23 protein-coding genes and 1 pseudogene are annotated in these 21,950 nt (G+C 62.6%); 11 read left to right on the forward strand and 13 right to left on the reverse strand.

The window, feature by feature from the left end:
* Positions 1–457 precede the first annotated feature (457 nt).
* From QRN41_RS22930 to QRN41_RS22940, 3 genes are read right to left on the reverse strand one after another with little or no spacing between them, the layout of a single operon-like run.
* Positions 458–1,384 carry a FecR family protein gene (locus tag QRN41_RS22930; RefSeq protein WP_285422166.1) on the reverse strand — a complete coding sequence of 309 codons (927 nt, stop codon included), beginning with the start codon at positions 1,382–1,384 and terminating at the stop codon, positions 458–460.
* A 37-nt stretch (positions 1,385–1,421) separates the two neighbouring features.
* A complete protein-coding gene (locus QRN41_RS22935) occupies positions 1,422–1,967 on the reverse strand; it encodes an RNA polymerase sigma factor (protein ID WP_034113023.1) in 546 nt (181 codons plus the stop codon).
* On the reverse strand, positions 1,964–2,605 hold the full coding sequence (locus tag QRN41_RS22940; protein ID WP_285422167.1) for a secretin and TonB N-terminal domain-containing protein: 642 nt from the start codon (positions 2,603–2,605) through the stop codon (positions 1,964–1,966). The genes QRN41_RS22935 and QRN41_RS22940 overlap by 4 nt, the downstream gene beginning before the upstream one ends.
* 217 nt (positions 2,606–2,822) lie before the next feature.
* Between QRN41_RS22940 and QRN41_RS22945 the strand changes: the two genes are divergently transcribed.
* Positions 2,823–3,137: a hypothetical protein gene (locus QRN41_RS22945; RefSeq protein ID WP_236219246.1), complete on the forward strand. Its 315-nt coding sequence runs from the start codon at positions 2,823–2,825 to the stop codon at positions 3,135–3,137.
* Between the two features lie 72 nt (positions 3,138–3,209).
* Here the strand turns inward: QRN41_RS22945 and QRN41_RS22950 are convergent, their stop codons facing one another.
* The gene (locus QRN41_RS22950; RefSeq protein WP_034138708.1) at positions 3,210–4,277 is read right to left on the reverse strand and encodes an NAD(P)-dependent alcohol dehydrogenase; all 1,068 of its coding nucleotides are present in this window, start codon (positions 4,275–4,277) and stop codon (positions 3,210–3,212) included.
* A gap of 146 nt (positions 4,278–4,423) precedes the next feature.
* On the opposite strand from QRN41_RS22950, the gene QRN41_RS22955 reads away from it, so the two are divergent.
* From QRN41_RS22955 to QRN41_RS22965, 3 genes are all read left to right on the forward strand, one after another.
* Positions 4,424–5,320 carry a VOC family protein gene (locus tag QRN41_RS22955; RefSeq protein WP_034096905.1) on the forward strand — a complete coding sequence of 299 codons (897 nt, stop codon included), beginning with the start codon at positions 4,424–4,426 and terminating at the stop codon, positions 5,318–5,320.
* On the forward strand, positions 5,317–6,708 hold the full coding sequence (locus QRN41_RS22960) for an alginate export family protein (RefSeq protein ID WP_167418630.1): 1,392 nt from the start codon (positions 5,317–5,319) through the stop codon (positions 6,706–6,708). Before QRN41_RS22955 ends, QRN41_RS22960 begins: the two co-directional genes overlap by 4 nt.
* Positions 6,709–6,789: 81 nt before the next feature.
* On the forward strand, positions 6,790–7,608 hold the full coding sequence (locus QRN41_RS22965; RefSeq protein ID WP_047882882.1) for an alpha/beta fold hydrolase: 819 nt from the start codon (positions 6,790–6,792) through the stop codon (positions 7,606–7,608).
* 43 nt (positions 7,609–7,651) lie between these two features.
* Here the strand turns inward: QRN41_RS22965 and QRN41_RS22970 are convergent, their stop codons facing one another.
* A complete protein-coding gene (locus QRN41_RS22970; protein WP_167418631.1) occupies positions 7,652–8,038 on the reverse strand; it encodes a DoxX family protein in 387 nt (128 codons plus the stop codon).
* 160 nt (positions 8,039–8,198) lie between these two features.
* Between QRN41_RS22970 and QRN41_RS22975 the strand changes: the two genes are divergently transcribed.
* On the forward strand, positions 8,199–9,197 hold the full coding sequence (locus QRN41_RS22975) for an NAD(P)H-quinone oxidoreductase (RefSeq protein WP_167418632.1): 999 nt from the start codon (positions 8,199–8,201) through the stop codon (positions 9,195–9,197).
* 122 nt (positions 9,198–9,319) lie between these two features.
* Here the strand turns inward: QRN41_RS22975 and QRN41_RS22980 are convergent, their stop codons facing one another.
* The 3 genes from QRN41_RS22980 to QRN41_RS22990 all read right to left on the reverse strand — a co-directional run bounded on the left by QRN41_RS22980 (position 9,320) and on the right by QRN41_RS22990 (position 11,799).
* Positions 9,320–10,444: an alkene reductase gene (locus QRN41_RS22980; RefSeq protein WP_167418633.1), complete on the reverse strand. Its 1,125-nt coding sequence runs from the start codon at positions 10,442–10,444 to the stop codon at positions 9,320–9,322.
* 81 nt (positions 10,445–10,525) lie between these two features.
* Positions 10,526–11,203, reverse strand: coding sequence for a type 1 glutamine amidotransferase domain-containing protein (locus tag QRN41_RS22985; RefSeq protein WP_167418634.1), 678 nt, complete (start codon positions 11,201–11,203; stop codon positions 10,526–10,528).
* Positions 11,200–11,799: a TetR/AcrR family transcriptional regulator gene (locus tag QRN41_RS22990; RefSeq protein ID WP_425326824.1), complete on the reverse strand. Its 600-nt coding sequence runs from the start codon at positions 11,797–11,799 to the stop codon at positions 11,200–11,202. Before QRN41_RS22990 ends, QRN41_RS22985 begins: the two co-directional genes overlap by 4 nt.
* A gap of 203 nt (positions 11,800–12,002) precedes the next feature.
* On the opposite strand from QRN41_RS22990, the gene QRN41_RS22995 reads away from it, so the two are divergent.
* The gene (locus QRN41_RS22995) at positions 12,003–12,947 is read left to right on the forward strand and encodes a GlxA family transcriptional regulator (protein ID WP_034096897.1); all 945 of its coding nucleotides are present in this window, start codon (positions 12,003–12,005) and stop codon (positions 12,945–12,947) included.
* Here the strand turns inward: QRN41_RS22995 and QRN41_RS23000 are convergent.
* Positions 12,925–13,431 carry a GNAT family N-acetyltransferase gene (locus tag QRN41_RS23000; protein WP_034096896.1) on the reverse strand — a complete coding sequence of 169 codons (507 nt, stop codon included), beginning with the start codon at positions 13,429–13,431 and terminating at the stop codon, positions 12,925–12,927. The genes QRN41_RS22995 and QRN41_RS23000 overlap by 23 nt on opposite strands.
* A gap of 178 nt (positions 13,432–13,609) precedes the next feature.
* Between QRN41_RS23000 and QRN41_RS23005 the strand changes: the two genes are divergently transcribed.
* Together QRN41_RS23005 and QRN41_RS23010 are read left to right on the forward strand one after the other, a co-directional pair.
* On the forward strand, positions 13,610–14,482 hold the full coding sequence (locus QRN41_RS23005) for an undecaprenyl-diphosphate phosphatase (RefSeq protein WP_285422169.1): 873 nt from the start codon (positions 13,610–13,612) through the stop codon (positions 14,480–14,482).
* 405 nt (positions 14,483–14,887) lie between these two features.
* Positions 14,888–15,184 carry a DUF6124 family protein gene (locus tag QRN41_RS23010; protein ID WP_034138715.1) on the forward strand — a complete coding sequence of 99 codons (297 nt, stop codon included), beginning with the start codon at positions 14,888–14,890 and terminating at the stop codon, positions 15,182–15,184.
* Between the two features lie 336 nt (positions 15,185–15,520).
* Here the strand turns inward: QRN41_RS23010 and QRN41_RS23015 are convergent.
* The 3 genes and pseudogenes from QRN41_RS23015 to QRN41_RS23025 form a co-directional block, all read right to left on the reverse strand.
* Positions 15,521–15,685: pseudogene (locus QRN41_RS23015) on the reverse strand (helix-turn-helix domain-containing protein); the annotation flags it as partial.
* A gap of 105 nt (positions 15,686–15,790) precedes the next feature.
* Positions 15,791–16,618, reverse strand: a complete 828-nt coding sequence (gene yghU / locus QRN41_RS23020; RefSeq protein WP_167418636.1) for a glutathione-dependent disulfide-bond oxidoreductase — start codon at positions 16,616–16,618, stop codon at positions 15,791–15,793.
* Positions 16,619–16,662: 44 nt separating this feature from the next.
* On the reverse strand, positions 16,663–17,898 hold the full coding sequence (locus tag QRN41_RS23025) for an MFS transporter (protein WP_167418637.1): 1,236 nt from the start codon (positions 17,896–17,898) through the stop codon (positions 16,663–16,665).
* Between the two features lie 97 nt (positions 17,899–17,995).
* On the opposite strand from QRN41_RS23025, the gene QRN41_RS23030 reads away from it, so the two are divergent.
* Positions 17,996–18,958 carry an AraC family transcriptional regulator gene (locus QRN41_RS23030; RefSeq protein ID WP_167418639.1) on the forward strand — a complete coding sequence of 321 codons (963 nt, stop codon included), beginning with the start codon at positions 17,996–17,998 and terminating at the stop codon, positions 18,956–18,958.
* A 99-nt stretch (positions 18,959–19,057) separates the two neighbouring features.
* Positions 19,058–19,654, forward strand: a complete 597-nt coding sequence (locus QRN41_RS23035) for a glutathione S-transferase family protein (protein ID WP_167418638.1) — start codon at positions 19,058–19,060, stop codon at positions 19,652–19,654.
* Between the two features lie 137 nt (positions 19,655–19,791).
* Here QRN41_RS23035 and QRN41_RS23040 read toward each other — a convergent pair whose 3' ends face one another.
* The gene (locus tag QRN41_RS23040; RefSeq protein WP_047882878.1) at positions 19,792–20,559 is read right to left on the reverse strand and encodes an SDR family NAD(P)-dependent oxidoreductase; all 768 of its coding nucleotides are present in this window, start codon (positions 20,557–20,559) and stop codon (positions 19,792–19,794) included.
* 136 nt (positions 20,560–20,695) lie between these two features.
* Between QRN41_RS23040 and QRN41_RS23045 the strand changes: the two genes are divergently transcribed.
* Positions 20,696–21,844: an aldose epimerase family protein gene (locus QRN41_RS23045; RefSeq protein ID WP_034113004.1), complete on the forward strand. Its 1,149-nt coding sequence runs from the start codon at positions 20,696–20,698 to the stop codon at positions 21,842–21,844.
* The last annotated feature ends 106 nt before the right edge of the window (positions 21,845–21,950 follow it).

Consider the following 21,950-nt stretch of genomic DNA (forward strand, 5'->3'; position numbering starts at 1 on the left):
AATACCAACCGAATCGGCCGTTGCAGGGTTGTCCTGCAACATAGAATCTCCCACAGTTAAATTCCTATGGGTCACCAACCTGTGGCTCGGTGCATTCGGCCCCGATAGCCATAGATCCCTACACAGGTTTTAAGGCTGGAAATAACTCTGTGGTGAGCGGGCTTGCCCCGCGCTGGGCTGCGAAGCGGCCCCAAACCCAGGCACCTCGGTGTGTCAGCTAAACCACATCGCCTGGGATGGGGCTGCTTCGCAGCCCAGCGCGGGGCAAGCCCGCTCACCACAGCAAGCCCTCTCACCACAGCAAGCCTGCTCACCACCAACCTCCGGGTCGGCTGTCAGGCCGCCATCGGGGGCAAGCCCGCTGCCACAGCTGGACGTGTCAACAGTTCAAAAGGTGGGAGGAGACTTGCCCTCCCACAGTTAAATTCCTCTGGGTCAGAGAGGGATCACCCAACACTCAACTCAGCAACACCACCCCACCCGGCAACTCCGTGCATTTGGCCCCGTAGGCATCGCGGATCAGCAGGGCCACACCGGCCAGTTGCTGCAAGCTGAAACGCGCCTGCACGCGGCGCTGGCCGAGTTGTTTGTTGAGCAGCACCAGCATGCCCGGCCGGTAGCGGTTGATCTCATCGACCACAGTGGCCAGGGTGGCGTTGTTGAACACCAGCACCTGCTCGCGCCAGGCCACCACGGCCTGGGTGTCCACCGCCTGGGGTTCGCCCAGGCCGGCGGCGCCATAGGTGAGCTGCCGGCCGCTGTCCAGGCGCACATTGCGTCCGCCGACGTCCACCGACAACGCGCCGTCCAGGCAGGTCACGCAGACATTGTGGTCGGTGTGGCGCACATTGAAACGCGCCTGCGCCGCGCTGATCCAGCCGGCACCGGCCTGGACCTTGAGCGGCTGCGCGGCGCGGGCGATGACTTCCACTTCGCCTTCAAGCAATTCGATGCCCTGCCCGACCCGGCTGATGCGGGTCTGGGTGTTGAGTTCCAGGCTCACCCCGTCACTCAAGGCCACGTGCCGTTGCTCGCCGACTTCGGTGCGGTAATCCGCTGTCAGCCCGGCCAACCCACCGGGCACGCCGACATGCACCATAAACGCCGCCGCCGACGCCGCCAGCGCGCCGCCGAGAAACGCACGGCGCCCCATGGACCGTGGGCGCTCGGCCTGCTCGGCGGCCACGCGTAATTGCTGCCACAACCCTTTGGCCTGTTCGAATGCCTGGGCATGCGCAGGGCTCTGGGCGCACCACGCTTTGAGCGCTTTGGCATCGGCCACGGTGGCGCGGCCCGAGGTCAGCAGGACCAGCCAGTCGCGGGCTTCATCGTGCAAAGGGTCGGCAGGCGTTTGCCGGGCGGTGGGGAAGCGGAAAATATTCAAGCGCGCACATACTCACGGTTTTATCAGGGACTCAACACTAAGACGGTTTTCCGGCGCCGGGACCGAACCGCTGAATCGCTTTTCTTTCCAGGCGCTTGGCACAGTGGCCGAGGGCAGCCTTGATTTCTTTCTCGACCATGCGCGTGGAAATGCCGAAACGCTGGGAGATTTCCAGGTGCGGCGCCTCTTCCAGGCGCGCGGCGATAAGGATCTTGCGGCGCCGCGCCGGCAGCTCGTAGAGGGCCTTGACCAGGGACTGGATTTCTTTCTGGCCGCCCACCACCCGCGATGGGTCCTGGGCTTCATCGGCACTTTGCAGCAGTTCTTCCACCTCGCTGCCGGTAAGCAGGCGCGCATCGGCCTGGCGGCGGTCGGCGGCGATATTCAAGGCCATGCGGTACAGATAAGCATTGGGTTGCGCCAGGTTGGGCGGTACTTGCATGCGGTCCACCCGCAGGTAGGTTTCGTGCAGCACGTCGTTGGCCAGGTCCTCTGAGCCCAGGCGCTTGCGCAGGCGGACTTTGAAGTCCTCATAGGAGGCCAGGAACAAGCTGACCATCGTGCTGTGCCCGGTATCTTTCATCCGCTCCAGGCTCCTTTTGCTGCTGTGCATTCCATGCGTGTTCCTGTTGTGTCTGGCATTAAAAGCAACGTTACCGGTTGGCGCAGCGAACTGGGCGCCGAGCGCTCGACCCGGGTAGCGGCCAGGCTGCGAACCAGAGCGTCATCGCGTTGTTCATCGCCGGTGGAGCTGACCAGCCGGCTGTGTTCGATCAGGCCATCGCGGTTGACCCACACCTGCACCAGCGCACGAAAACTGCCGGGGCGGGTCAGGGGCGAACGACACAGGCTGGCCTCGATGGCCTGTTGCAAGGCCGTGGCATAACTGTTGTTGATCCGCGCCGCCTGACGCGCCGCCGCGCCTTGGGTGGGCGTCGGCGGGCTGATCTCGGGGATCTGCAAGGTAAACGCATCGCTGCGTGCATAACGGGCCATCAGGCCACTCCCTGTCAGCAACATCGCCAGTGCGTCCTGCGCGGTGAAACGCCCGCGCACCGCGATGGAACGCCGGCCCCGCGTCAACTCGCGGTCCACCAGCACCGCCATGCCGGTGGCGCGGCTGTAGGCTTGCAGGGCGTGTTCCAGGTCCTGCGCCGGCAGGTTAAGTGTCAGCAGTGGCGCATCGGCCTGGGCCACGCCGCCGGCCAGCAGGCAAAGCAAGGCCAGGGCGCATACGGCGCGCCGCCAGGCCCTTTGTTCACCCCTCGCTTTGCCTCGCTGCACGGTCGACGCGCCCTAGAAAACCGTCATCCTGAGGCCAGTTTATGAACCTGATGTTACGGTGATAGCAAAAAAAACATCACGGTGACGTAAGGCGCGCTGCACTAGACTGGCGAGCGTGACCGGCCATTGCCCACGACCCGCCAGGAGGCCCTCGATGAAACGCTTGATGTGCATTGCCAGCCTGTTGCTGTGCGCCACACTTGCCTCACTTGCCCACGCCGCCGAACCCCCAGCCAATGGCTGCGCCGAGGTGACGGTGGATGGGTATAAAGCGCCCGACTATGCCTGCTTGAGCCAGCAGATGGGCAACGACACACGGGCGGCGAAGGCGGCCAGCAAGAACCGTGAAGCGCAAAACATCGGGGTGGAAAAACGCCCACCGAACAAAGTGGGCCTGGCCACCCCGGCAGCGACCAGCGTGCGCATGGGCAATACCTTCGGCACCTCGGTCAAACCGCAGCGGCCTTGAGTTATTCGATAACTGTCTGAGCCAATCAGACCCCCTGTGGCAGGGGGTCTAGAGGGGTTGGCAGATTGAGTTTCAAGCCGCGTGGCTTTCCTTTTTCAAGCTGTCCATATCGATCACGAAGCGGTACTTCACGTCGCCCTTGAGCATGCGCTCATAGGCTTGATTGATGCCCTGGATGTCGATCATTTCCACGTCCGAGACAATCCCATGCTTGGCACAGAAGTCCAGCATGTCCTGGGTTTCCTGGATACCGCCGATCAGCGAACCGGCCAGGCTGCGGCGTTTGAAGATCAGGTTGAAGACCGTCGGCGACGGATGCGGGCTGTCGGGGGCACCGACCAGGGTCATGGTGCCGTCGCGCTTGAGCAGGTTGAGGAACGCATCGAGGTTATGCGGCGCGGCCACGGTGTTGAGGATGAAGTCCAGGCTGTTGGCCACGGCGGCCATTTCGTCCGGGTTCTTCGACACCACCACTTGGTCGGCACCCAGGCGCAGGCCGTCTTCGCGCTTGTTCGGCGAGGTGGTGAACAAAGTCACATGGGCGCCCATGGCGTGGGCAATTTTCACCGCCATATGGCCGAGGCCACCAAGGCCGACCACGCCGACTTTTTTGCCCGGCCCAACCTTCCAGTGATGCAGCGGCGAATAGGTGGTGATGCCGGCGCACAGTAGCGGCGCCACGGCGGCCAGGTTGCTGGCATCGTGGGAGATGCGCAGCACGAATTTCTCCTTGACCACGATGTTGTCCGAGTACCCGCCATAGGTGTTTTCACCACCGAACACCGGGCCATTGTAGGTGCCGGTAAAGCCGTTCTCGCAGTACTGCTCCTCGCCCTCGGCGCACGACGCACAGTGCTGGCAGCTGTCGACCATGCAACCGACGCCCGCCAGGTCGCCGACTTTGAAATTCTTCACATTGGCGCCCACCGCCGTCACGCGGCCGACAATTTCGTGGCCGGGTACCGAAGGGTAAAGGGTGTTGTTCCATTCGTTGCGCGCGGTGTGCAAATCGGAGTGGCACACGCCGCAGTAGAGGATGTCGATCTGAACATCGTCCGCCCCTGGCGCGCGGCGCTCGAAGGTAAAGGGCTTGAGCGAATCCTTGGAGTCCCGAGCGGCGTAGCTGTAAGTCTTGGCCATTTCGTTCACCTATGTGATCTGACGTTGGAGGTCAGTGGACTAGCATAGACGCTGAAACGTTCAACCGAGCACGCCCGTACAATTCCCCCTGCGCACCGGCGCCTAACCTCACGGCTTTCGATCATCTAGAACGCTGGAGAATGGGCATGGTTAACAAAGCAATCAGGGCAAGCCTGGCAGTCACGCTGCTGGCCGGCGCAATGATGGGCAACGCATTCGCGGCGACACCAAGCGTGGCCGTAGCGCCGCAATATGACACCAGCCATGTGTACGTCGCCCCGGCGGATGTGGATCGGTTTGCCCAGAGCTTTCTTGCCACCTTCGGCGGGAAAAGCACGCCCCAGGTGGTGGTAAACGTGTTGCCGGTGCCGAGCAGCACCACTTCGCAATTGCTGCAGACGCCGGCCGGCACCGTGTCGCTGTTCGGCTTTACCACGCCGATCCCGCACCCCTTCGGCCAGGAACGCAACGGTTATCTGGTCAAGGACATGGACGTGGCGCTCAAGGCCGCGCGGGCAAACGGCGCGGCGGTGATCGTCAGCGACTTCCCCGACCCCATCGGCCGCGACGCCGTGGTGCAGTGGCCAGGCGGTGTGAACATGCAGCTTTACTGGCACACCAAGACCCCGGACTACGCCGCGTTCCAGACCGTGCCGGAAAACCGCGTGTACCTGTCCGCCGACCGCGCCGATGAGTTCATCAAAGCCTTCCTGGGGTTTTCCCACGGCAAAGTTCTGGGTGATGACAAACACGCACCCGGCGTAGAGGTGGGCCAGGCCAACGGCACCTACCGTCGCGTGGACATCGAGTCGCCGTTCGGGCGCATGGCGGTGCTGGTCACCAACGGTCAACTGCCCTACCCGTTCGGGCATGAAACCACCGGCTATCAAGTCGCCGACCTGAGCGCCACCCTGGGCAAGGCCACTGGTTCCGGCGCCAAGGTGCTGGTGCCGACGTTCGACGGCAAAGGCCGGCGCAGCGCACTGGTTGAATTCCCGGGTGGCTACGTCGCCGAGATTCACCAACTCAACGCGGCCCAATGATTCGTCGTACGGGCTGGAGCCTGGCCGTGCTGTGGCCGCTGCTGGTCGGCAGCGTCCACGCCGACCCGCAGCCGGCGCGCCCGACGATCAAGACCAATCGCTGGCAGGAAGACTGGTCGGTACTCAAGGATCCGGCGCTGCGCACGCAGCCGTTGGACAACCTGAAGTACATACCCTTGTCCAGCGCCAACCCGTTCACCTACCTGTCGTTGGGCGCGACGCTGCGCGAACGCTTCGAGATGAACGACGCCAGCGGTTTCGGTGTGAAGAACGTGGCCCGCGATCGCTATTTGATCCAGCGCTTTCAGGTACACGCCGACCTGCACCTGAACGAACACTGGCGGCTGTTCACCCAGCTTGAAGATGTGCGGGCCTACGACAAAACCACAGTGGGCGGGGCCGACCAGAACCGCGTTGACCTGCGCCTGGCGTTCGCCGAATACGTGAAGCGCTTCGACAGCGGCACCCTGAAAGCTCGCGTAGGGCGCCAGGACTTTGCCTTCGACCTGCAGCGTTTTATCTCATCGCGGGACGGGCCGAATGTGCGCCAGTCGTTCGATGCGCTGTGGGCCGACTGGGAGACCGCCGACTGGCGTTTTATCGGCCTCGCCAGCCAACCGGTGCAGTACCAGGACGGCCGGCACTTCGACGACAAGTCGAACAGCGACGCGCGCTTTCACTTACTCCGGGTGGAGCGCCTGGTGGGCGGCAAGAATGAGCTGTCGGCCTATTACGGCGTGTACGAACGCAGCGCCGCGCACTACCTGGACGCGGACGGCGACGAAACCCGCCACCTGTTCGACGCACGCCTGGGCGGCGCGGCCATGGGGTTTGACTGGGACATCGAAGGGATGCTGCAAAGCGGCGCGGTGGGCAGCAAGGATATTCGCGCCTGGGCCGGTGGTAGCCGCACTGGCTACACGTTCGACAGCCTGGCCTGGAAGCCGCGCATCGGTCTGCAACTGGACATCGCCTCGGGCGACCGCAAGAGCGGTGACGGCACGCTCGGTACGTTCAACCCGCTGTTCCCCAATGGCTATTATTTTTCCCTGGCCGGCTACACCGGGTACAGCAACCTGATCCACGTCAAGCCGTCCATCACCGTCAAGCCGATCGACAAGCTCAGCGTGCAAACCGCCATCGGCTTGCTCTGGCGCCAGACCACCGAGGACGCGGTCTACACTCAGCCCAACCTGCCGGTCGCCGGCACTGCGGGCCAGGGCGAGCGTTGGACCGGGGCCTATGCACAACTGCGCACCGACTATGCCTTTACCGGCAACCTCAGCGGCGCCGTGGAGGCGGTGCATTATCAGGTCGGGCAAACCCTGCGCGACGCCGGTGGCGATGACAGCAACTACCTGGGGGTCGAACTCAAGTTCAGTTGGTGACCCTCAAGCAAGCACAGGCGTACAAGCCGCCCATTCGCTTTACCCCAATAGTGACGGTTTTCACCCACCCAGGAGTTTTCCATGAGCACATTCGTTGCCAAAGACGGTACCCAGATCTACTACAAGGATTGGGGCAGCGGTAAGCCCGTGTTGTTCAGCCATGGCTGGCCACTGGATGCCGATATGTGGGAATACCAGATGGAATACCTCAGCAGTCGCGGCTACCGCACCATCGCCTTCGACCGCCGTGGTTTCGGCCGCTCCGACCAGCCGTGGACCGGCAACGACTACAACACCTTCGCCGATGACATCGCGCAACTGATCGAACACCTGGACCTGCGCGACGTGACGCTGGTCGGTTTCTCCATGGGCGGCGGCGACGTAGCGCGCTACATCGGGCGCCACGGCAGCGCGCGGGTTGCCGGCCTGGTGTTGCTGGGCGCGGTCACGCCGATTTTCGGCCAGGCTGCGGATTACCCGCAGGGCGTGCCGGCTGAAGTGTTCGACGGAATCAAGGCCGGCCTGCTCAAGGATCGCGCGCAATTTATCGCGGACTTCAACACGCCGTTCTTCGGCCTGAACAAAGGCCAGACCGTCTCCGACGGCGTGCTGTCGCAGACCCTGCAGATCGCCATGCTGGCGTCCCTCAAGTCGACCGTGGACTGCGTCAGCGCGTTCTCGCAAACCGACTTCCGCGCCGACATGGCCAAGGTCGATGTACCGACCCTGGTGATCCACGGCGACGGTGACCAGATCGTGCCGTTCGAAACCACCGGCAAGGTGGCCGCCGAGATGATCAAGGGCGCCGAGCTGAAGGTGTACAAAGACGCCCCCCACGGTTTTGCCGTGACCCACGCCCAGGCACTCAATGAAGACCTGCTGGCGTTCCTGAGCCGCTGAAACACCCTCTCGTTTTGGCCGGGCTTGCCCGGCCTTTTTTTGCTCAAGAGAAACGCTGGCCCACCACCAACCGCCCAGGCCCGGCGATCAGAAGACTGGTGAAGATGATCAGCAGCAGCCAGCCGAATTGGCCCTCCAATAGCGTCCACTCCGGATGCACCACCAGCATGGCGATCACCAAAACGGCAATGATCGGCAGGCACGCCAGACGCACCAGCACCCCGGCCACGATCAGCAGCGGGCACAGCACCTCGGCGCAAATCGCCAGCCCGAGGGTCACGTGGGCACCGAGGTGGAACGGGTCTTCGATAAGCGTCAGTTGTTCCTTGTAGTGCAGCACCTTGGGCAAACCATGCACCCACAGCAGAAACAGCGCCCCGCTCACGCGCAAAAAGAGCAGCCCGAAGTCCTGGTTTTTGCCGTCATTCATATATGCTTCCTGTTCGTTGGTCTTTTGGTGCCACCGATGGTGCGGGCAGATGCACACCCACGCTTGCAGCCTTGTGCTGACCTGCTCACCGTCGCGCGCTGAACCGCCGGCCGCTTGGCGCGGTCCCACCCCATACGCTCATCGCTGCAGGAACGTTCGAATGACACTCCCAAAAGAAATGACCTTGATCGAAATCACCACCCCCGGTGGCCCCGAGGTGTTGCAACCACGTCAGGCGGCGGTGCCAAAGGCTGGCCCCGGTGAGATTCTGATTCGTGTGCACGCCGCCGGGGTCAATCGCCCCGACGCTCTGCAACGCGCCGGCAAGTACCCGATGAAACCGGGCATGAGCCCGATCCCCGGGCTGGAAGTGGCTGGGGAAGTGGTGGCGCTAGGCGACGGCGTTAGCGAATACGCCATCGGCGACAAGGTCTGCGCGCTGACCAACGGCGGCGGTTATGCGCAGTTCTGCGCGGTTCCGGCCGGCCAGGCGTTGCCGATCCCCGAAGGCATGGACTGGATCCAGGCCGCCGCCGTACCGGAAACCTTCTTCACCGTCTGGGCCAACCTGTTCGGCCTGGGCGATGCCCATACCGGCCAGCGCGTGCTGATCCACGGCGGCACCAGCGGTATCGGCACCACCGCGCTGATGCTGTGCCGCGAGTTTGGCATCCAGGCGTTCGCTACCGCCGGCAGCGCCGACAAATGCGCGGCCATCGCCAAACTCGGCGCCGAACCGATCAATTACCGCGAGCAGGACTTCGCCGATGTCATCGCCCAACAGACCGACGGCCATGGCGTAGATGTGATCCTCGACATCATGGGCGCCTCGTACCTGAACAATAACCTCAAGTCCCTGGCCATGGACGGGCACCTGGTGATGCTCGGCTTCCTCGGCGGCGGCAAGGCCCATGACGTGGACCTGCTGAGCATCCTCGCCAAGCGCGCGGTGATTACCGGTTCCCTGCTGCGCGCACGCACCGGCGCGGAAAAAGCCGCCATCGCCGAGCAACTGCGCGAGTACATCTGGCCGGTCCTCACCGCCGGGCGCTGCCTGCCGATCATCGACAAGGTCTACCCCTACACCGACGCCGCCCAGGCCCATGCGCGGATGGAAGGCGGCGATCATATCGGCAAGATTGTGTTGCAGGTCGCCTGATTCAAAAACACTACAAATCAATGTGGGAGGGGGCTTGCTCCCGATAGAGGTGGGTCAGTCAATGATGCTGTGACTGTCCTACCGCTATCGGGGGCAAGCCCCCTCCCACATTGTCCGAGTGATTATCTGAGGTAGGTGGGATAGTCGATATAGCCCGCCTCACCGCCACCGTACATTCCCTCTTCCCGCAGCGGGTTCAACGGCCAGCCATTGAACAGGCGCTGGGGCAGGTCCGGGTTGGCGATAAAAGGCCGTCCGAACGCGATCAAATCCGCCAACCCCGCCTGCACCAGACGCTCGCCGCGTTCGGCGGTGTAGCGCCCGGCGTAGATGATGCGGCCGCTGAAGGTGCTGCGTACCGCTTCGCGGAAGGTGTCGGGCAGGTCCGGCGCGTTGTCCCAGTCAGCTTCGGCGATGGACACATAGGCAATCCCCGATTCTTCCAGCACCTTGATCGCTTCGATGTAGGTGTGATGGGGGTCTTCTTCTACCAGGCCGATGTACACGCGGTCCTGATCGGTGCCGCTGAACAGCGGCGAAAAACGCACGCCCAGGCGTTCCGGGCCGACCACTTTGCACACCGCTTCGACAATCTCGCGCAGGAAGCGCAGGCGGTTGTGCAGCGAGCCGCCGTATTTGTCGTCGCGGGTGTTGGAATGGGCCGAGATGAACTGGTTGACCAGGTAACCGTTGGCCGAGTGGATCTCCACGCCGTCGAAGCCGGCGTCCAGCGCATTGCGGGCCGCTTGGGCGTACTGTGCGACTAATTCTTCGATTTCCAGCGCGCTCAAGGCGCGCGGCACCGGCGGTTGCTTCAGCTCGCCGACGCCCGGGCCGGTCTGGATAAAGGCTTTGGCCTGCAAGGCCGGGAGCGCGGAGGGTGCCACCGGTGCCGCACCGTCCGGTTGCAAGGCGTTATGGGATACGCGGCCCACATGCCAGAGCTGGGCAAAGATCACCCCGCCGTCGGCGTGCACCGCATCGGTGACTTTGCGCCAGCCATCGATCTGGGCCGGTGAGTAGATACCCGGCGTCCAGGCATAGCCCTGGCCGCGCGGTTCGATCTGGGTGCCTTCGCTGACCATAAAGCCGGCGCTGGCACGCTGGCGGTAATACTCGGCCATCAGCGCGGTGGGGATGTCGCCCGGTTGCGCGCTGCGCTGGCGGGTCAGGGGTGGCAGCACGACGCGGTTGTTCAAGGTGTGATGCCCGAGTTTTACCGGGGTGTTCAAGAGACTGTCAGTCATTGCGATATTCCAAATTCGAGGCGAGCAGAAGCATTGGCGACTCGTTGGAGTCGCCAATGAATACAGCGCAGGGGGGTTAACTTAAGCGGTGAGTTTCAGCAGGGACTTGGCCACATCGGCAGAGCTGGCCGGGTTCTGGCCGGTGATCAACAGCCCGTCCTCAAGCACGAAGGACGACCAGTCGGCGCCCTTCTGGTAGTGGCCGCCGAGCGTCTTGAACTCATCTTCAATCAAGAACGGCACGACTTCGGTCAGGCCCACGGCAGCTTCTTCGGAGTTGGAGAAACCGGTGACGCGACGGCCCTTGACCAGCGGCTCGCCATTGACCGCCTTGACGTGGCGCAACGCCCCCGGTGCGTGGCAGACAAAACCGATGGGCTTGCCGGCGCGCTCGAAGGCCTCGATCAGTGCGATGGAGGTCGGCGACTCCGCCAGGTCCCACAGCGGGCCGTGGCCGCCTGGGTAGAACACCGTGTCGAAATCGGCGGCGTTCACCGAATCCAGCTTGACCGTATTGGCCAGCGCCTGTTGCGCGGCCGGGTCGGCGGCGAAGCGGCGGGTCTGTTCGGTTTGCGCATCCGGTGCATCGCTGACCGGGTCCAGCGGCGGCTGGCCACCGGCTGGGGATGCCAGCACCAGCTCGGCGCCGGCGTCCTTGAACACGTAATACGGCGCGGCAAACTCTTCGAGCCAGAAGCCAGTCTTGCGCCCGGTATCGCCGAGCTGGTCGTGAGAGGTCAGTACCATTAATACTTTCATTTTCCAGTGCCTCGATCGGTGTGAATGTCAGTGTGTTCGGGGCCGCCCAACAGGTGCTGGGTCAACCCAAGCGCCGCATCGAACGGCGCCGATGTACGGGTGATTTTGCTCATGACGCTGCTGCCCAACCACAACGCATAAAGACGCTGGGCCAGGTGCTGCGGGTGCTGCGTAAAGCTGAGGGAGCCGTCGTCGATGCCACGTTGCAGCGCTACCCCGAGTAAATCGATGGTGCGCGACGTACCGCGTTGCAACGCCAGACGCATCGGCTCTGAAAGGTCTGACACCTCGGCACCGAGTTTGACGGCAAGGCATTTGCCCGCATCGGTGCAGCCGGTCTGGTTGTCGATCCAGGCTTGCCAATAACGCATCAATTTGGCGTGCTGGCTCAGCCCCGGCTGGTCGAACAGTTGCTGCATGCCCAGTACGTAATGGTCGAAGTAGGTGTCGAGCAACACCACGCCGAACGCGTCCTTGGAATCGAAGTAGTGATAGAACGAGCCTTTGGGCACATCGGCGGCCTGCAGGATTTCGGTCAGCCCAACCGCGGAAAAACCCTTGCGCCCGACAATCGCTTGCGCGGTTTGCAGAATCATCTGGCGTGCGTCTTTACTAGGGTTGCTCATGCTTCACTCCTGCCGATTAGACCAGTCGTCTAGTGCGTGGAGCCATGGTAGGAGGCAGGCCGGATGCCCACAATGTCAGATCCGCAAGGATTCCGGACATGCCATCCACGCCAGTTGCCGTTTACCCGGTACACGCCGACAATCCCCCCTCCCGCGCCCCTTGGAGAATGACGATGCACAGCGTTGCGCTGATGGTTTACCCGAACTTCCAGTCCCTGAGCCTCAGCCTGGGTTCGGTGTTCGAGTGCGCGAACCTGCTGCGCGGCGAGCCGGCCTATGAGTTTCACTTGGTATCGGAAAGCGGCGGCGCGGTGATGACGTCCCAGGGCTTTTCGGTAAACACCTCGCCGATTCGTCCCCAGGGCTACGACACGCTGATCGTCAGCGGTTACCTGGAATTCCGCCTGCCGGAAGCCAACCTGCTGGACATGGTCAAGGCCGCGTCCGCGCAATCACGACGCGTGGCCTCGCTGTGCATGGGCATCTTCGTGCTGGCCGAGGCCGGCCTGCTGGCGGGCAAGCGCACCACCACCCACTGGATTCACGCGCCGGCCTTTCGCAAGCGCTACCCGGACATCCGCCTGGAAGACGACAAACTGTTTGTGGTGGACGGCCAGGTCTGGACCGGCGCCGGCATGAGCGCTGGCGTCGACATGGCCTTGGCCATGGTGGAAAACGACCTGGGCAGCGACCTCGCCCGGCGCATCGCACGCAAACTGGTGATCGCCCAGCGCCGTGGCAGCGAGCAGTCGCAACTGTCGGCGCTGCTGGAACTGGACCCCAAATCCGACCGCGTGCAGTTGGCCCTGGCCTACGCCCGCGAGAACTTGACCCATGACCTCTCCGTGGAGGCGTTGGCCGATGTGGCGCGCTTGAGCCCGCGCCAGTTCAGCCGAGTGTTCCGCGAGGAAACCGGGCAAACCCCGGCCAAGGCGATCGAAGCCCTGCGGGTGGAAGCCGCGCGGGCGCTGATGGAAACCAGCCGGCACCCGGTGGAAGTGGTGGCCCGCGAGACCGGTTTCGGTGATCGCGAGCGCATGCGCCAGGCGTTTCTACGGGCGTTCGGCCAGCCTCCCCAGGCGATGCAACAGGCGTTTAATGCAGCGCCGCTCGGGTAATCAAAAAGCTCAGCAGTTGCGGGTCGTCATCCAGCTCAAGCATCTGCACTGGGCGTGGCAGGTTATCCAGCACCGTGCGCCAGAACGCCTGTGACACTTCATCCTGATCATAAAAGCGCACCAGCCAATTTGTCTGGCCGCTGCAGAGCACCTGGTTGGCAATGGCGCGGCCGATGCCTTTGCGGCGGTAGCGCTTGAGAATAAACAGGTCAGCCAGCTCCAGCGCGTCGATGCCGGGCAGCTCGCTGTCTTCGATCAGCAGGAAGCCGGCGATATAGCCGTCCACCAACAGCAGGTTGGCGCTCCAGCGCGGGTCTTGCCAATAGCGGGCCAAGTGTTCGTCGTGAATGTAAAAACGGCCATCGGCCTCGACATCTTCCTGCTCCCAGTCCGACGACTCGTAGGCGTAGTACTGGTAGAGATTGCGGATCAACTCGGCCTCTTCGGGGCCGGTCTGGATCAATTCCACGGTGGTTTCAGGCATAGGGCGCTCAGTCAGAAAAAAACAGGGCGCCATTGTTCACAAAACCCCGGCAGGGGCCAAGCGCGCGGCGAACCTTTCTGCTGGCTGAACGGATCGCAGTTAGCCATGGCCTCGGCCAAATTCTCGAAACATTTCGAATAGACTTCGCCGGTTCGCCACTTTTTCAAGGACACGCACTTTGACCAACGTTTGTACCGCCGGCCTGGATGTGGGCTTCGCCTCCCTGGATTACCTGCAGATTTTCATCCTGGGCGTGATCCAGGGCATTACCGAGCTGCTGCCGGTGTCCTCCACGGCTCATATGCGCGTGGTACCCGCCCTGCTCGGCTGGCAAGACCCCGGCTCGGCGTTCTCCGCCGCCATGCAGTTGGCGGCGCAGGCGGCGGTGGTCAGCTACTTCTGGCGCGATGTGCGCCAGGTGGTCAGCGGCAGCATCGGTGCAGTACGCCAGGGCGACTACGACAGCCCGTGGTTCAAGCTGGCGGTGGCGATTGTGCTGGCGACGGTGCCGATCTGCATCGCCGGACTGGCGTTGTCCTCGACCCTGAACGCCTGCAACTCGCCGCTGCGCGGACTGATGGTGATCGGGATTTCCTGTGTGGTGATGGCGGTGCTACTGGCGGCGGCCGAGCTGCGAGCCCGGCATACCCGTGAGGTCAGCCAGATGCGCCTGCGGGATGCGCTGATCGTCGGTGTCGCGCAGATTGGCGCGTTGATTCCGGGCGTATCGCGTTCCGGCTCGACCCTCACTGCGGCGCTGTTCCTCAACTTCAAACGCGAAGAAGCCGCGCGCTTTTCCTTCCTGCTGGGCCTGCCGGCCATTGCCCTGGCGGGGTTGAAGGAGCTGTGGGTGCTGCTGCACGCCGAGCTGCCTGCCCATGCCTGGCCGCATTTGCTGTTCGGGCTGGTGGTGGCCAGTGTCTCGGCCTTCTTCGCGATCTGGGGCCTGATGAAATTCCTGGAGCGGTTCTCCACCTGGCCCTTCGTGATCTACCGCGCGCTGCTGGGGGCGTTCCTGATTGTGGCCGTCAGCACCGGGCTGCTGAGTTGATATAACACCCGTCTCAACCCGGCATAAATCTTATGTGGGAGGGGGCTTGCCCCCCCTCCCACATCGACTGCGTTTCATTGTTGGCAGCTGGCGTTTTGTCATGGTTTGTAAAGGGCCAGCAAGGCCGGTCCCTTTTAATTGCAGGACGTTTCCTAGACAATCCTGGCCGCCTTGTGCCTGCTGGAATCGGTGGCTAGTCTGCGGTCCGTCACTGCTCATCAGTGATCGGGTTTAGCAGCCTGACGTCAATAGGCACACGGTTCACATCTGCGTTTATGGTGGCTGTGCGCGGGGCACCTTCGGGTGCGCTGGTTTTCCTATTGACCGGTCTGCTAACCCGCGTACAGCTGCCACCCTCGTTTAGCAGCGTTGGCGGTAGCTCCTTAGCTCAATAGGAGTTGCACAATGAATAAAGTCGTACCCGACCCACCCTTCGATCCCGCCAAAGACCGCGCCGCCTTCAACCGCGCCATCGATCACTATCTCCCCACCCAAGGCATTCACTCCGTCAACGAAGACCTGAGTTTTGAAGATGCCCTGCTCTACACCGCCAGTTTGCTCGACAGTGCGTCGGCGACTGCGTTGGATTGTGGAGAGCAACTGGAAAGCCCGGAGCGGGCGAAGATCTTGGCGGTGTGGCATTTGCTGGAAATTGCCAAAACCACTGTGGATCGCTCCATCAACTGCCTGAAATGCGGTTAGAAAATGTGGGAGGGGGCTTGCCCCCGATGGCGGTGGATCAGGTAAGTAGATGTCAACTGACACTCCGCTATCGGGGCAAGGGTATCTACGCAACCTTTCAGACCCTGACAAATCTCCCTGTGGCGAGCGGGCTTGTCCCGCGTTGGGCTGCGCAGCAGCCCCAGTCAAGAAGATCGCGGTGTATCAGACACTCTGTAGAGGCTGATTTTGGGGCTGCTGCGCAGCCCAGCGCGGGATAAGCCCGCTCATCACGACAGCCCTATCCGCCGCGCTTTTAGCGTTGAGCCAACGTTGTGCAGATACCTACGGCTATCGGGGGCAAGCCCCCTCCCACATTTATGCACCGCGAAAATCTGCAGCATTCAGCCCGAACCGACTCATCTTGTTGTACAGCCCGCCCCGGGACACGTTCAGTTGCCGGGCGGCCAGGCGGATGTTGCCGCCGGGGCTTTTGAGAGCGGCGACGATGGCGTGCCTTTCGTGGCTGCTCAGGTCTTGGGCGGGCTGAGGATCGCCAGCCGCAGTGAATCCACCACCGTGATCCGGTAAGTCACAGCGAAGACCCTGTAACGGTAGGAGCGGCTTGCCCTCCTACCGTGTTGGCCTTCAGTCCAGATCACTCGCGTCATGGCGTTCGGGCAATTGTGCATCGCCCGAGACCCGATTCACCCGCCGCCCACGTTGCACCGCCGGGCGCGCATCAATGGCGTCCGCCCAACGCAGCACATGTTTGTATTCATGCACCGACAGAAACTCTGCTGCCTCATACAGACGACCTTTCACCAATCCGCCATACCAAGGCCAAATGGCGATATCGGCGATGGTGTATTGATCGCCGGCGATGTACTCGCTCACCGCCAGGCGCTTGTCGAGCACGTCCAGTTGACGCTTGGTTTCCATGGCGAAACGGTTGATCGGGTACTCCATCTTGCTCGGCGCATAGGCATAGAAATGCCCGAAGCCACCGCCCAGGTACGGCGCGCTGCCCATCTGCCAGAACAACCACGACAGGCATTCAGCCCGCGCCGCAGGCTCAGAGGGAAAGAACGCGCCGAATTTCTCGGCCAGGTACTGCAGGATCGCGCCGGACTCGAACACGCGAATCGGCTCGGGGCCGCTGTGGTCCATCAGCGCCGGGATCTTGGAATTGGGGTTGACCTCGACAAAGCCACTGCCGAACTGATCGCCGTCACCGATCTTGATCAGCCAGGCGTCGTATTCCGCGCCGCTGTGCCCCAGGGCCAGCAACTCTTCCAGCAGGATGGTGACCTTCTGCCCATTGGGCGTGGCCAGGGAATACAACTGCAGCGGGTGCTTGCCCACCGGCAGTGCCTTGTCATGGGTCGCGCCGGCAATCGGCCGATTGATACTGGCGAAGGTGCCGCCGCTTTCGGTGTCCCAGGTCCAGACTTTAGGGGGTACGTAGTCGGTCATGCTTACGGCTCCAGAGGCATTGGCTATCAACTGAGCGCGTCAGACTAAACCAAAGACCGGGGGTGCGTCACACTCCCCTGCGCGTTATGCACGGGCACCCGCACACGCAGTGCGATCAACAATGCGGCCAGTAACATCAAAATACCCGCGCCCAGAAATACGCCGCCGATACCCGTGACACTGAACATTGCGCCCCCGCCAGCGGCGCCCGCCGCGATTGCCGATTGCACCGACGCCACCACCATGCCACCGGCACTTTCCGCCTGATCGGGAACCGCACGGGCCACCCAGTTCGACCACGCCACTGGTACACCACCGAAGGCCATCCCCCACAGCGCCAGCAGCATCGCTTGACCAGGCAATGACGCGGGCAGCAACACCAGGGCCAACGCCGCAACCCCCACCAATACCGGCATCAGCACCAACGTGCCGCGCGGGTTACGTACCAGCAACCCGCCGGCCAGCAGCGTACCGACGAAATTCGCCGCGCCGAACCCCAGCAACATCAGCGCCAGGCCCTGGGTCCCGACGCCCGTGGTGCTTTCCAGAAACGGTCGGATATAGGTGAACAGCGCAAAATGTGCGGTATGCACAAGAACACAGCCGAACATGCCGATGGCAATGCCCGGGCGCAACAGCACCTCCAACACGGTGCGCAGGCGCGCCGTGCCATTGGGGGCCAGGCGTGGCAGCGTGATGAACTGGAACGCCAGGGTGACCACCCCCACAGCCGCAGCCGCGATAAATGCGCTGCGCCAGCCATACAGACCGCCAAGATAGCTGCCCAGCGGAACGGCGACGACAGTACCCACCGCAATGCCGCTGAAGATGATCGACAGGGCGCGCGGCAGCGACGCGGCCGGCACCAGGCGCATCGCCACGGCCGCCGCCATGCTCCAGAACCCGCCGAGGGCAATACCCAGCAGGATGCGCATCAACAACAGCACCACCAGGCTGGACGAGAACGCCACCAGCAGGTTGGACGCAATCATCAGCGTGGAGAACCCCAACAGCACCAGGCGCCGGTCGATGCCGCGCGTCAGGCCGGGCACCAGCAACCCGGCGAACAAAGCCACCACCGCGGTGACCGTGACTGCTTGGCCAGCCAACGCTTCCGACACGCCCAAATCCAGGGCCATCGGCGTTAGCAGGCTGGCCGGCAGGTATTCGGCCGTGAGCAGGCCGAACACCCCCATCGCCAGGGAAAACACCGCCATCCAGGCCGGAGTGCTCGGTTCAACCCCGCAATTGACAGGGGCGTGGGACACACAATCATTCATCACAAGACATCCTCAGGCTTTAGCGAGACGATCAGTCTAGGTATCGCCATCTGGATGATCTATGATTCAAACCCTTAACTTTTTGACCGAAACCCCGATGCCAACCGACACCGCGTTCACGCTGTCTTCCGAACTGATCAACGAACTGCTGCGCAGCATGCGCCTGCGCGGCGTGCAATACCGGCGCATCCAGGCCGGGCCGGTGTTCGGTATCGGCTTTGCGGCTAAACCGGGTCACGCGTATTTCCATTTCCTGGCCGCCGGCTGCGCGACCTTGCGAATGGAGGACGGCAGCCTCTTTGAACTGTCGGCGGGAAATGCGGTGTTTATCGCCCACGGTGGCGCGCATGCGCTGTTATCCCAACCGGATGCCCCCGTGCAGGACATCGCCAGCTTCGACGCAGCATCGCTGGGCGATACCGTGTGTGCCGTCAACGCCTCGCCCGATGAGCCTGCCAATACCCTGCTGTTCAGCGCCTGCATGGAGTTCGAACTCGACAGCATCCAGGGCCTGGGCAACCTGATGCCGGCCTTGATGCTGATCGACGCCGGCGGCCAGCGTTACCCCGGCCTGATGCCGATCCTGGCAGTGATGGAGCGCGAAGTATCCAGCGCCCGCATCGGCTATGCCGGCATCCTGGCGCGTCTGGCCGATGTGGTGGCAGCGATGATCGTGCGCGGTTGGGTCGAATGTGCGTGCGCCAATGCGTCGGGCCTGGCAGCCGCCTTGCGCGACAACCGCCTGGCGGGCGCCCTGCTCGCCCTGCACCAGCAACCGGGCCGAGACTGGAGCGTGGCCGAGCTGGCGGCGCAGTGTCATACCTCGCGCTCGGTGTTCGCGGACCGTTTCCAAGCCACCCTGGGGGTGCCACCGCTGCGTTACGTAACCGAACTGCGCATGCGCCTGGCCAGTCAATGGTTGACATTGGAGCGCCTGCCCATCGAAGAGGTGGCGTACCGCCTGGGGTATACCTCACAGGCCGCTTTCAGTCGCGCCTACAAACGCATCACCGGGCAACCGCCGGGCGCCAGCCGCCAAGGTTTCAGAAGCCCGGCATAAGGCATGCCTCGTCGACCGACTGAGCCATGCAAGCATTGCGCGGTGCGACCGAGGAACCTTAATCTCCAAACCCATCACCCTGACAGCAATGGAGGCTTCATGAAACTGATCGGTATGCTCGACTCGCCCTACGTACGCCGCGTCGCCATTTCTCTGGATCTGTACGGGGTAGATTTTGTGCATGAGCCCTTGTCCGTGTTCCGCACGTTCGACGAATTTGCGCAGATCAATCCGGTGGTCAAGGCCCCGACCCTGGTGCTGGACGATGGCACGGTGTTGATGGACTCCAGCCTGATCCTGGAGTACCTCGAAACCCTGGCCCCGGCTGACAGGAAGTTGTTGCCCCAGCCGCCTGGCGCACTTGCCCGCGACCTGCACATCCTTGGCTTGGCCCTGGCAGCTTGTGAGAAAAGCGTGCAGATCGTTTATGAGCACAACTTGCGCCCGGCCGAGAAGCTGCACGCGCCGTGGCTCGAACGCGTCAGTGGGCAGTTGCTCGCAGCCTATGGGTTGCTAAACAAGCAGTTGGAGGACAGCGAAGCGCTGACCCAGGCGTCGATTACAGCCGCCGTTGCCTGGTCGTTCAGTCAGTTCACGGTGGCCTCGGTGGTCAAGGCCGATGCGTTTCCCAACCTGCAACGGCATGCCGAGCGGCTGGAGCAGCATCCGGCGTTCAAGCGTTACCCGATCGCCTAAGCGCCGCAGTTCAAATGTGAGAAGGGGCTGGCCCCCGATGGCAGTGGGTCAGTCACTGATGCATTAGCTGACCCACCTTCATCGGGGGCAAGCCCCCTCCCACATTGATCTGGGTTGTCTGAACTGCAGTGTTCGGCTCAGACCCAGCCGCCATCGACAATAAAGTTCTGCGCCGAACACATCGCCGACGCGTCGGAGGCCAGGAACAGCGCCATATTGGCGATATGTTCCGGCAGTACGCTGCCGGGCAGGCACTGGCTGCGCGCGATCAGGTCCTTGGCGGCGTCATCGACCCACATGGCCAGCTGTTTTTCGGTCATCACCCAGCCCGGCACCAGGGTGTTGACGCGGATGCGGTCCGGGCCCAGCTCGCGGGCCAGGGCACGGGTCATGCCGTGGGCGGCAGCTTTGCTGGCGGCGTACACCGGGTAGCCGGCGGAGGCCATCATCCAACCCACCGAACCCAGGTTGATAATCGAGCCGCTGCCGGCGCTTTTCATCATCGGCACCACGGCCTTGGCCGCAAAAAACGCGTGCTTGAGGTTGACCGCGATAAGCCGGTCGAAGGTGTCCGAGTCAACTTCTTCCAGGGTGTGACGCACATCGTTGGCAGCGTTGTTGACCAACACGGTGATCGGGCCGAGGGACTGTTCGAAGCGTCCGATGGCGGCCTTGTAGGCGATCTCGTCGGTGATGTCGCAGCAGACAAACTCCACCGCGTCCCCGCGTGAACTCAACAGCGCCGCCAGGCGTTCGCCCTGGCTTTGCGCGCGATCCACAAAACCGACCTTGGCACCTTGGGCGGCAAACGCGCGAACCATGAATTCGCCGATCCCGGAGGCGCCCCCAGACACCAATACAGTCTTGCCCTTGAGGTCGGGGTAAACGGCGTGCTCAGTACTCATACAATGATGCCTCGCTTAATTAGTCTTATTTTATTTTACGAAACGACGGTTAAAGGCTATAAATTCGCTGTCATAACGACAAAATATCGTTATTAGTAGAACTATTCCACTCAAAACAACAAAAGGAAGTTCGATCATGAAGCACCCTCGATACCTGCTCTCCGGCCTGGCGCTGTCGATGCTGATCGCCAGCGGCGGCGTTCAGGCGGCCGGCTTGTCCAGCGAGCACAAACCCTTCGGTAAAACCAACGACGGCACGCCGGTCGAACAGTACATCCTGCGCAACAGCCACGGCATGCAAGCCACGGTGATCACCTACGGCGGCGTGCTGCAGTCGCTCAAAGTGCCGGACAAGCACGGCAAGGTCGACGACGTGGTGCTGGGCTTCGACGACGTGCAAGGCTATCAGAGCGGTACCGCGTTTTTCGGCGCCACCATCGGACGCTTCGGCAATCGCCTGGCCGGCGGTGCTTTCGAACTGGACGGCAAGCGCTACCAAGTGCCCCTCAACGACGGCCCCAACTCGCTGCATGGCGGCGCCCAGGGCTTTGACAAGCAGGTGTGGAAAGCCGAGCCGGTCAAGGACAAAGATTCGGTCGGCGTGAAGCTGAGTTACCTGTCCAAGGACGGTGAGATGGGCTTCCCCGGCAACCTGACCACCGAGGTCACCTACCGCCTCAACGACAAGAACGAACTGCACATCGACTACAAAGCCAGCACCGACAAACCGACGGTGCTCAACCTTACCAACCACAGCTACTTCAACCTCGCGGGTGCGGGCAACGGCGATATCCTCAAGCAGGTCGCGACCTTGCATGCCAGCCACTACACCCCGGTGAATGCTACGTTGATTCCGACCGGTGAACTGGCGCCGGTCAAGGGCACGCCGATGGATTTCCTCAAGCCGACGCCTATCGGTCAGCACATCAAAGAAGACCATCCGCAGCTCAAGTTTGCCGAGCCGAAACAAGGCGGCTTTGACTTCAACTGGGCCCTGGACACCCAAGGCGACGTCAAGCAACTGGCTGCCGAAGTCCACGACCCCGAATCCGGTCGGCGCTTGCAGCTATACACCAGCGAACCGGGCGTGCAGTTCTACACCAGCAACTTCCTCGACGGTTCGGTGAAGGGCAAAGCCGGCAAGACGTACCTGCACTGGAGCGGGTTTACCCTGGAGACCCAACACTTTCCCGATGCACCGAACCAGCCCAAGTTTGCCTCGACCCGCTTGAACCCCGGGCAGACCTACACCCAACACACCGTGTTCAAGTTCAGCGCTGATTAACACCGCTTTACTGTGGCAGGGCTTGCCCCCGATTGCGGAGTGTCAGTCTGCTTTTTGCTTCTGATACACCGCTATCGGGGGCAAGCCCCCTCCCACATTGAGTCCT

Source organism: Pseudomonas sp. efr-133-TYG-23, assembly GCF_030209215.1.
GTDB classification, from domain to species: domain Bacteria; phylum Pseudomonadota; class Gammaproteobacteria; order Pseudomonadales; family Pseudomonadaceae; genus Aquipseudomonas; species Aquipseudomonas rhodesiae.

What these genes read in the sequence shown, in the direction of transcription:
- QRN41_RS22935 (WP_034113023.1), bottom strand. Translation starts at nt 1,967, where the DNA reads ATGAAAGATACCGGGCACAGCACGATGGTCAGCTTGTTCCTGGCCTCC.
- QRN41_RS22945 (WP_236219246.1), top strand. Translation starts at nt 2,823, where the DNA reads ATGAAACGCTTGATGTGCATTGCCAGCCTGTTGCTGTGCGCCACACTT.
- QRN41_RS22950 (WP_034138708.1), bottom strand. Translation starts at nt 4,277, where the DNA reads ATGGCCAAGACTTACAGCTACGCCGCTCGGGACTCCAAGGATTCGCTC.
- QRN41_RS22955 (WP_034096905.1), top strand. Translation starts at nt 4,424, where the DNA reads ATGGTTAACAAAGCAATCAGGGCAAGCCTGGCAGTCACGCTGCTGGCC.
- QRN41_RS22960 (WP_167418630.1), top strand. Translation starts at nt 5,317, where the DNA reads ATGATTCGTCGTACGGGCTGGAGCCTGGCCGTGCTGTGGCCGCTGCTG.
- QRN41_RS22965 (WP_047882882.1), top strand. Translation starts at nt 6,790, where the DNA reads ATGAGCACATTCGTTGCCAAAGACGGTACCCAGATCTACTACAAGGAT.
- QRN41_RS22970 (WP_167418631.1), bottom strand. Translation starts at nt 8,038, where the DNA reads ATGAATGACGGCAAAAACCAGGACTTCGGGCTGCTCTTTTTGCGCGTG.
- QRN41_RS22975 (WP_167418632.1), top strand. Translation starts at nt 8,199, where the DNA reads ATGACACTCCCAAAAGAAATGACCTTGATCGAAATCACCACCCCCGGT.
- QRN41_RS22980 (WP_167418633.1), bottom strand. Translation starts at nt 10,444, where the DNA reads ATGACTGACAGTCTCTTGAACACCCCGGTAAAACTCGGGCATCACACC.
- QRN41_RS22985 (WP_167418634.1), bottom strand. Translation starts at nt 11,203, where the DNA reads ATGAAAGTATTAATGGTACTGACCTCTCACGACCAGCTCGGCGATACC.
- QRN41_RS22990 (WP_425326824.1), bottom strand. Translation starts at nt 11,799, where the DNA reads ATGATTCTGCAAACCGCGCAAGCGATTGTCGGGCGCAAGGGTTTTTCC.
- QRN41_RS22995 (WP_034096897.1), top strand. Translation starts at nt 12,003, where the DNA reads ATGCACAGCGTTGCGCTGATGGTTTACCCGAACTTCCAGTCCCTGAGC.
- QRN41_RS23000 (WP_034096896.1), bottom strand. Translation starts at nt 13,431, where the DNA reads ATGCCTGAAACCACCGTGGAATTGATCCAGACCGGCCCCGAAGAGGCC.
- QRN41_RS23010 (WP_034138715.1), top strand. Translation starts at nt 14,888, where the DNA reads ATGAATAAAGTCGTACCCGACCCACCCTTCGATCCCGCCAAAGACCGC.
- yghU (WP_167418636.1), bottom strand. Translation starts at nt 16,618, where the DNA reads ATGACCGACTACGTACCCCCTAAAGTCTGGACCTGGGACACCGAAAGC.
- QRN41_RS23025 (WP_167418637.1), bottom strand. Translation starts at nt 17,898, where the DNA reads ATGAATGATTGTGTGTCCCACGCCCCTGTCAATTGCGGGGTTGAACCG.
- QRN41_RS23030 (WP_167418639.1), top strand. Translation starts at nt 17,996, where the DNA reads ATGCCAACCGACACCGCGTTCACGCTGTCTTCCGAACTGATCAACGAA.
- QRN41_RS23035 (WP_167418638.1), top strand. Translation starts at nt 19,058, where the DNA reads ATGAAACTGATCGGTATGCTCGACTCGCCCTACGTACGCCGCGTCGCC.
- QRN41_RS23040 (WP_047882878.1), bottom strand. Translation starts at nt 20,559, where the DNA reads ATGAGTACTGAGCACGCCGTTTACCCCGACCTCAAGGGCAAGACTGTA.
- QRN41_RS23045 (WP_034113004.1), top strand. Translation starts at nt 20,696, where the DNA reads ATGAAGCACCCTCGATACCTGCTCTCCGGCCTGGCGCTGTCGATGCTG.